7 protein-coding genes are annotated in these 8209 nt (G+C 45.4%); 5 read left to right on the forward strand and 2 right to left on the reverse strand.

Annotation, left to right across the window (positions count from 1 at the left end):
* From yccS to BCT81_RS02625, 5 genes are all read left to right on the forward strand, one after another.
* On the forward strand, positions 1–2119 hold a 2119-nt coding region (gene yccS / locus BCT81_RS02605), incomplete at its 5' end, for a YccS family putative transporter (RefSeq protein ID WP_102423157.1).
* Between the two features lie 332 nt (positions 2120–2451).
* Complete coding sequence (locus BCT81_RS02610; protein ID WP_102423158.1) at positions 2452–2637, forward strand: hypothetical protein; 186 nt, start codon at positions 2452–2454, stop codon at positions 2635–2637.
* Positions 2638–2758: 121 nt separating this feature from the next.
* A complete protein-coding gene (locus BCT81_RS02615; RefSeq protein ID WP_102423159.1) occupies positions 2759–3094 on the forward strand; it encodes a hypothetical protein in 336 nt (111 codons plus the stop codon).
* Positions 3095–3302: 208 nt separating this feature from the next.
* A complete protein-coding gene (locus tag BCT81_RS02620) occupies positions 3303–4565 on the forward strand; it encodes a hydroxymethylglutaryl-CoA reductase (RefSeq protein WP_102423163.1) in 1263 nt (420 codons plus the stop codon).
* Positions 4566–4639: 74 nt separating this feature from the next.
* On the forward strand, positions 4640–5551 hold the full coding sequence (locus tag BCT81_RS02625; RefSeq protein ID WP_102423160.1) for a LysR family transcriptional regulator: 912 nt from the start codon (positions 4640–4642) through the stop codon (positions 5549–5551).
* Between the two features lie 47 nt (positions 5552–5598).
* Here the strand turns inward: BCT81_RS02625 and BCT81_RS02630 are convergent, their stop codons facing one another.
* Complete coding sequence (locus BCT81_RS02630) at positions 5599–6513, reverse strand: YjjW family glycine radical enzyme activase (protein ID WP_102423161.1); 915 nt, start codon at positions 6511–6513, stop codon at positions 5599–5601.
* A gap of 24 nt (positions 6514–6537) precedes the next feature.
* On the reverse strand, positions 6538–8094 hold the full coding sequence (locus tag BCT81_RS02635) for a YjjI family glycine radical enzyme (RefSeq protein WP_102423162.1): 1557 nt from the start codon (positions 8092–8094) through the stop codon (positions 6538–6540).
* Positions 8095–8209: the final 115 nt, after the last annotated feature.

The following is an 8209-nucleotide window of genomic DNA, read 5'->3' on the forward strand; positions in this document are numbered from 1 at the left end:
TCTCATCACTCTGCTCGGAGTAGTCGTACCTGCTTGGTATTATGGACAGAACACACTCATCACCCCGTTGATTTTAGGTGTTATCGCTGCGGCATTGGCCGAAAGTGATGACAGCTTTACCGGTCGCTTAAAAGCCCTGACCCTAACCTTTATCTGTTTTGCCGTCGCCGCTTTTTCTATTGAACTACTTTTCGACACCCCCTGGCTGTTCGCATTGGGTCTATTTGCGTCAACATTCTCATTCATCATGCTGGGTGCAATCGGCCCTAAATACGCCAGTATCGCCTTTGGTTCTCTGCTAGTGGCCATCTACACCATGCTCGGGGCCCATGAGAGCGTCAACTTATGGTTCCAACCTTTGTTACTCTTAACGGGCGCAGCTTGGTACTACTTCATGTCGATGATTTGGCAAATCGTGTGGCCGATGCAACCTGTACAGCAGAACCTTGCTACGGTGTTTGACCAAATTGGCACCTACATGGAATCGAAGGCTGAGCTTTTCTACCCTGTTTCTGACCTTATTCCTCAACCACACCGCATTATTGAAGCCAAATTGAATGCGAGTACCGTGAATGCGCTCAACATGTGTAAAGCAACGCTGCTTAACCGTTCTAAGCGCGGACACATTGATGGCCCAAGTGACCGCTTCTTAAACACTTATTTCATCGCACAAGATATTCACGAGCGTGTAAGTTCTACTCACTACCGCTACCAAGAGCTTGCCAAACACTTTGAACGTTCTGATGTGCTATTCCGCTTCAAATACCTACTGGAAGCGCAGGCAACAGCATGTAAAGAGGTGGCGAGCTCACTCAAGGTGGGCGCTGAGTATCAACATGGTGATAAGTCAGTGTTAGCGCTGGATGAATTAATGTCTTCACTCAACCACCTACATCAACAAAATAAGCCCGAATGGAAGCCGTTGTTGAACCAACTGGATTATCTGTTCAATAACCTAGCGACCGTTGAGAAGCAGCTATCAAACATCAGTAACCCAGATGCGGAAAAGCTAGAGGAAGATGTATTAGACGACACCAACCCACATACGCTGTCGGCAATGTGGCAGAAGATCAAAGCCAACCTTCATACTGACTCTATGCTCTTTCGCCATGCCATTCGTATGGCAATCACATTGACACTTGGCTACGGGATCATCCAAGGGTTTGAGATCGAACGCGGTTATTGGATCTTGCTAACGACATTGTTTGTTTGCCAACCAAACTACAGTGCTACCCGCCAAAAGCTGACTGCGCGTGTTATTGGTACCGTTGCTGGCCTGTTGATCGGTGTGCCACTGTTGACCTTCTTCCCTTCTCAAGAAAGCCAGTTGGTATTCATTGTGATCAGTGGTGTGATGTTCTTTGCGTTCCGTATTAATAACTACGGCTTCGCGACAGGCTTCATCACCCTATTGGTACTGTTCTGCTTTAACCAGCTTGGTGAAGGCTACGCTGTGGTTCTGCCAAGGCTTGCAGATACCTTCATTGGCTGTGCTTTGGCGGTATTGGCAGTGGTTTATGTGTTACCCGATTGGCAATCAAAGCGACTACACAAGGTAATGGCTGACGCGCTGGACGCCAACAAAAACTATCTAGCGCAAATCATCGGTCAGTACCGAGTCGGCAAAAAAGACACGCTGAATTACCGTATCGCTCGTCGTAGCGCGCACAATAACGATGCGAATCTGACCGTGGCGATCAGCAGTATGTTAGTCGAGCCTGGGAAATATCGTACTTCTGAAGATGAGAGTTTCCGCTTCCTAACGCTCAACCACGCCCTATTAAGCTACATTTCCGCTTTAGGTGCGCATAGAACACGTATCGACGACGAGTCGACACACAAGCTCGTTTTAGATGCTCACCGTGTCATCCATGAGCACCTCGACGCGCTCAATGATCAGCTTTACTCTCACTGCGAACAGTGTGAAGTCAAAAATACTTACGATTCTGATTTGGATAAACGTTTGAGTGAGTGGCGAGAAGAAGACGAAAGTTCTGTCAGAATGGTTCTACAACAGCTGCATTTGATCTATCGAATGCTTCCAGAACTGCATACGCTAGCAACCAAATTTGCAGTTAAAGTAAAAATCGACAAAGCGTTTGAAACGGACGCTTCTTGAACGAAGCACAAAGTACTGTAAAAACAAAAAGATAGCGATAATCGCTTACCTTTTGATCATTTGTTAAATTTGCAGGTTGCTCTACCAATACCTATATTTGGGTAGGGCAACTCCTCACCTAGCCTTACTGCATAAGGGATGAGTCGATTTTTACATTGTCATGACTTTCTGACTTTGATTGACCAAGCTTTAACTTTGCTTAACATTCCTCGGACAAAAAGCGACCACAGAAATTTATAGTTGTCTTAGTTCTAGGAAACGACAAAATAAGTTTAATATTCTCTTAATCTTGTTTGATTTCTGGTTACAGTAGTCTATGCTCATTAGAGCATATGGAATTGCAGCAAGGCCACATTATGAATACTCAACAGTTTGAAGCATTTAAACAGCAGATCCAACTTCTTAGCCCGGAGCAACTAAAAGCGTTGCAGGGTGAGATTGACGGTAACCTGGAAACAGAGAAAGAAACTCTGCTTACTGACGAAGAGCTAAATGCACTTAACGATCTGTTCAGTTAATAGACAGATATCACTATTTTAGCTTAAGTTCACCGTTTCACCGTAGATTTCCCCTTCTCAACATTGCGCTTAAAATATCGTCCACCTAGACTCTTCCCATACGTCAATTAAAGGTCCTGCTATGTCGATATCTGGTATTCAATCTGGTTACGCCATTATTCAGCAGTCTGCCAACATGGCTGAAGAAGCGGCGATCGAACTCAACCAAGCCTCAAAACATAATCAAGTCTATGAACATGCGCCTGAATCTGACGACGATGTAATCGAAGGCAGCGATTTCAGCTTTAATCAAGTTGAACCTGAGCAATCCCTTTCATTTAAAGAACCAGAACCCACTTCATCTTCAAGCGATGCGTTGGTCAAATTAACGCAGAGTGCTAACTATAACCGTGTCGGTGCTAGCGTTGTGGAGCGCCAAAACGAAGCCATTGGCAGCCTACTCGATATCCATATCTAGGCCGTGCTGATCTGTTGAACTTATCTATAATCAATATTAGCGTCCGGTTCCTGTAGTCTGAATCCCTTTGGTTCAAGCTCTTTTAATACTTTTTGACGTAATAAGCACACAAACTGTAACTCATTATATCTGGCGCTTGTTTCTGGTTTATTACTCGGTAGAATCAGCGCAAACCATTTTGCTGCACAAACTTTACTTCATACTATTTATGCCAAAACTAAATCTGCATCGCCGTGACTATGTTTCTATTTTAGGGGGCGATATCTCCGCAGACGAATTAGAAAATAAACTCCAACCTCATTTTGAAAAGCCGGCAAAGAAGCTGACACCTAGCCCTTACCTGACAGAAAAGAATGTGACACGTCGTTGGACTGCTCTCGATGATCAAGAATCACAAAAAGAGCTACTCGACCCTCATACTGAAAGCCAGATGCAAGCCTATGAAAAAAACATCGAGCACTTCGTTGGCACTGTTAAGGTACCTGTAGGTATCTCTGGCCCATTGCGCGTCAACGGCTTGTTTGCCCAAGGTGATTACCTAGTTCCACTGGCAACAACCGAAGCAGCACTTGTCGCGTCTTACAACCGTGGTTCTAAACTCATTAGTGCTTGTGGTGGCGCGAGTGCAATGTTGCTCAATGAAGGCGTAACGCGCACCCCTGGCTTTGCATTCCAAGGTTTAGTTGAAGCTGGACAGTTTGTGGCATGGGCAGTAACTCAGTATGAAAAGTTTAAAACCCTAGCTGAATCTACGACTTCCCACGGTAAACTTACCGACATCAATATCAACATTGAAGGTAACCATGTTTATTTAGTGTTTGAGTTTCTTACGGGGGACGCATCTGGTCAGAATATGGTGACCATCGCGACCAATGCGGTATTTGAGTACATCATCGAACACACACCAGTTAAGCCTGACCATGCCTTCCTTGATGGTAACTTGTCGGGTGATAAGAAAGCCAATACCCAAACCTTGCGCAGCGTTCGTGGTAAAAAGGTAACCGCTGAAGTAAATATCCCAGCAGAACTTGTGGCTAAGTATCTACACACAACGCCAGAGAAGATGGTTCAGTTTGGTCAAATGACTACTGTGGGCGGCGCTCTTAGCGGCACTATCGGTATCAATGCCCATTACGCTAATGCACTGGCTGCACTTTACATCGCTTGCGGACAAGACGCTGCGTGTGTTGCAGAATCTGCCATCGGTATGACTCGCATGGAGCTAAACAAAGAAGGCGGTTTATACGCAAGTGTAACGCTTCCTAACCTAATGGTGGGTACTGTTGGTGGTGGTACAAGTCTTCCAAGCCAAAAAGCGTGTCTTGATTTGCTAGGGCTGCACGGCAATGGTAAATCCCAAGCTTTAGCTGAAGTTTGTGCTGCATTGTGTTTAGCCGGTGAGCTTTCCATCGTAGGTGCATTTTGCGCAGGCCACTTTTCGCGAGCTCACCATAAGTTAGCTCGTAAATAACCTTTATCAATTTGGCTTGCTCGGTTTTGCTGTAAATTCAAAATCACAAGCCAATTTGAATGCGTGAGTCATACATGGATTACTTACACTTATTGAGAGTGAGCCTTAAGCACCTCACTGCTCTACATATAATGCTAAATACCCATAGCGTGACTCAAACCTCTGAGCAGCTCTGTGTTAGCCCATCAAGTGTGAGTAAGACCCTGTCTCAGCTTCGTGAGATCCTCAACGACGAGCTGTTCTACCGAGATGGCACTAAGCTCATCCCAACGCCCTTTGCACTTCAAATCGCTCCAACGGTTCACGCGATTCTTTCCAGCATGAATGGATTGCTTCATCAGAAGAGCTTTGCTCCAGAGGAGTACCAAGGCAGCTTTTCACTCTCGATGCGTGAGAGTACTTTTGAAGTATTCGCCTCTAAGATCAGCAGAATCACCACAGAGCTTGCTCCGAAAGCAAAACTTCATATCTATTCGAAACAGCAGCTTGGGTTCGATGCTTTGCTCAGCGGCAAGGTTAATTTGATCTTATTGCCTCACGATATTTCTCAACCTCCAACAGACAACAAAGATCTGGTGTGGGAAACGATCCTGCCGGATGAGATGGTTTGCTTGATGGGTGCTCACCACCCGCTCGCACAGCAAGAGCTTACGGTAGAGGGGTACCTAAACTACAAGCACATTGGCATCTTAGATAATGAACTGTCACAGCCTTACTTTGAACAAAGCTTAGTGCAACGCCATAAGCCGAGAGAGATGGCTATTTCGGTCGCTGATTTTGGGGCAGCGGCTGTGCTTTGTCACAATACCCCCTTCCTATTCACTTGTTCGAAACAGTGGGCTGAACATGCGAAACAAGCGCATGGATTAGTGAGTAAGCCACTCCCCTTCGATTACGGAAAAGTGGCGTACAGCTTAGTGTGGAACAAGCCAAACATGAATGATCAGGCGATCAAATGGCTGTGTGACTTGTTTTTAGAAGCCTAGCTCTTTTTTTAGAAGCCTAGTTCTTTGGTCATTGAAGACCGAGAATATTAAGTGTACACCTCTGGCGTTTGCATCGGCCTTTGAACAATCGTGTAGAGCTGGTCGTGAAAGCTTTGCATCTGTTGTTTTGTACACTTAGGCCACTCCAACGCTTCGCCAGTCACGCCGTGATGTTGAAAAGCATTGAGTCGAATCCGAACATCAGCTGGCAATCCTTTCAAGTAATACCCAACTTGCTCTATCTCATCCTCAAGGTCACTCTTACCCGGAATATGCAAAAGCCTAACTTCGTGTAACTTACCTTGTTCCGCTAGATAATTGATGGTTTCAAACACACGATGATTCCCTCTTCCCACTAGCCAGTTATGGGTTTCTGATTGCCAAGATTTAAGATCAATCATCGCTCCATCAAGATAAGGCAACACCTTGTCCCAGCCTTGTTTTGACAGCGAGCCATTGCTATCAATAAAACATGTGAGATGCGCTAGCTGCGGATCGCTTTTCATCGCTTCAAATAGATCAATGATAAACGGCAACTGCATGGTCGCTTCTCCGCCCGACACGGTAATACCACTCAGGAAGAACTGGTTATGTCTCACAAGTTCTAGCACTTCTGAAACCGTCATCGTGGTGATTTTCGGGCTCGATTTGTGACCACAAACATCAATACACTGGTCGCAATTGGTGCAAGCCACCGGATCCCATATCACTTTGCCACCAATAGTACTCAAGGCACCACTTGGGCAGCCACTAACGCAATCTCCGCAATGATTACAGTGATTGATGGTATGAGGGTTATGACAGGTTATACAGTCGAAATTGCACCCCTGTAGAAACAGCACAAGCCGATTTCCCGGCCCATCAACACAAGAAAAGGTCAGCACACGGCTGACCTTCGCTTGTTTTTCTGTCTTATTGTTATTAACCCTAGCCATTTGAGTTGTTAGATCAGAAATTTTCATAGTTAATGTGATTCGAACACCAGGTTATTCGTACGTTGGCGACATCTCTAAGCTTGCCACGCGCGGTTTACGCTCTAAGATGCCCGTATTTTTCGCCGCTTCAGCTCCTAAGAAAGTCGTGTTGGTGCGCGAACCTTCTTCGTCGTATTTAGCGATGTCAGACAACTTAATCATGTAACCTGTCACACGAACTAAGTCGTTTGATGCAACGTTAGCGGTAAACTCACGGTAACCCGCTTGGATTGCCCCTTTACACAGGTTAAGCATAGCTTCAGGGTTCGACTTCACTGTTTCGTCAATGGTCAAAATGTCACTGATACCAGAGGTGTAGAATTTATGATGACCCGCAGTCGCACGAACGTAAGAGACAGGATCTGGTTCTGTTCCATAAGGGATACGCACACCTGGAGTGACACCTTCATCTAGGCTGATACCACCTTGAGCATGCAATAAAGCCTTGCCTTCTAGACCATATTTCACTTCAGAACGATCAACGATCTCAGCCAGTTTTTCTGAAATGCGATGTCCAAGTTGGTTAGCTTGTTCGTCATGACCATAACGCCCCGCTTTGCCCTCTTTCTCCATCAAGATATTCACGGCTTCAGCCATACCGTAGATGCCGAACATTGGTGCAAAGCGATCTTCTTCGATCAAACCTTCTTTAGTTAAGAAGCCTTCGAAGAAGTTAGATTCTTCATGCAAGAAGCGGCTGCGAGCGTTCATCAGCTCAACCATGATAGCGCTGTAGTGTGGTAACACTTGCTGTAGGAAATCGACACTGTCTTCAGACTTTAACGCCACTTGTTTCAAGTTCATACGTACTAACGTGTTTGAGCCACCAGCTAGGGGCAGAGAGTTGTAACAGCTAACGATGCCAAAGCGCTTATCACCGTATGCCGCAGCGTGTGCTGGGTAGTTAGCGATGTGTGGCTTGCTGCATTCACAAATATTACTCGCAGCATGACGCAGCAGGTCATCAGGTGTTACGGCTGGGTCGTACATAAAAGTAAGGTTAGGCGCAATTTGCTTGAGTTCAGCATCAACTCGTAAAATAGTACGGCAAATAACGTTGTCTGTTGGGCCGATATTCACATGCATGAACGCGTCTGGCAGCGTGCGGTCTAGCATGATCCAGAATAGCTTAAGCTTCTGATAAACCTGCTCTTCTGTTAAGTCGCCAACAAAAGGCATCAACACATCATCCAATTGACCTAAGTAAACCGGAATAGATGTGACCGATGGGACGTGATGGTACAGGATGGTAAGCATGTTCAATGCTTCATCGAAATTAGTTGCCGCGCTAAGCTCTAAATACTTTGAGCCTTGATGTAAGTATTTAGAATAGTCAGGAAGCACATAGCGCGGCTTAAATGGAGCGTGACCTTCAAACATGTCACATAGCACGCCTTGTTGTAAGGCTTGTTCTACTTCGTGACTTACCGGCATGTACGGTAGGCTCGCTTCAGCTTCTAAGGCAAGATAGCTCGACTTCTGTTTTGGCGACAGGTTGGCATCTGAAATGATATTGCTAAAGCGCTGTTGTTGTTCTGAAAGTTGTGGAGAAGCAGATTGGTGGCTCATGATTAAACCCTTAGTATTGTTATGGGCTTATTCTATATCTGACGATTTAATTTCCACTAATGAAATCTATGCAAGACTATATTTCCAAAATGGAAATGACATATTTGTAATTAGC

Source organism: Vibrio sp. 10N.261.52.A1 (assembly GCF_002876325.1).
Classification (GTDB): domain Bacteria; phylum Pseudomonadota; class Gammaproteobacteria; order Enterobacterales; family Vibrionaceae; genus Vibrio; species Vibrio chagasii.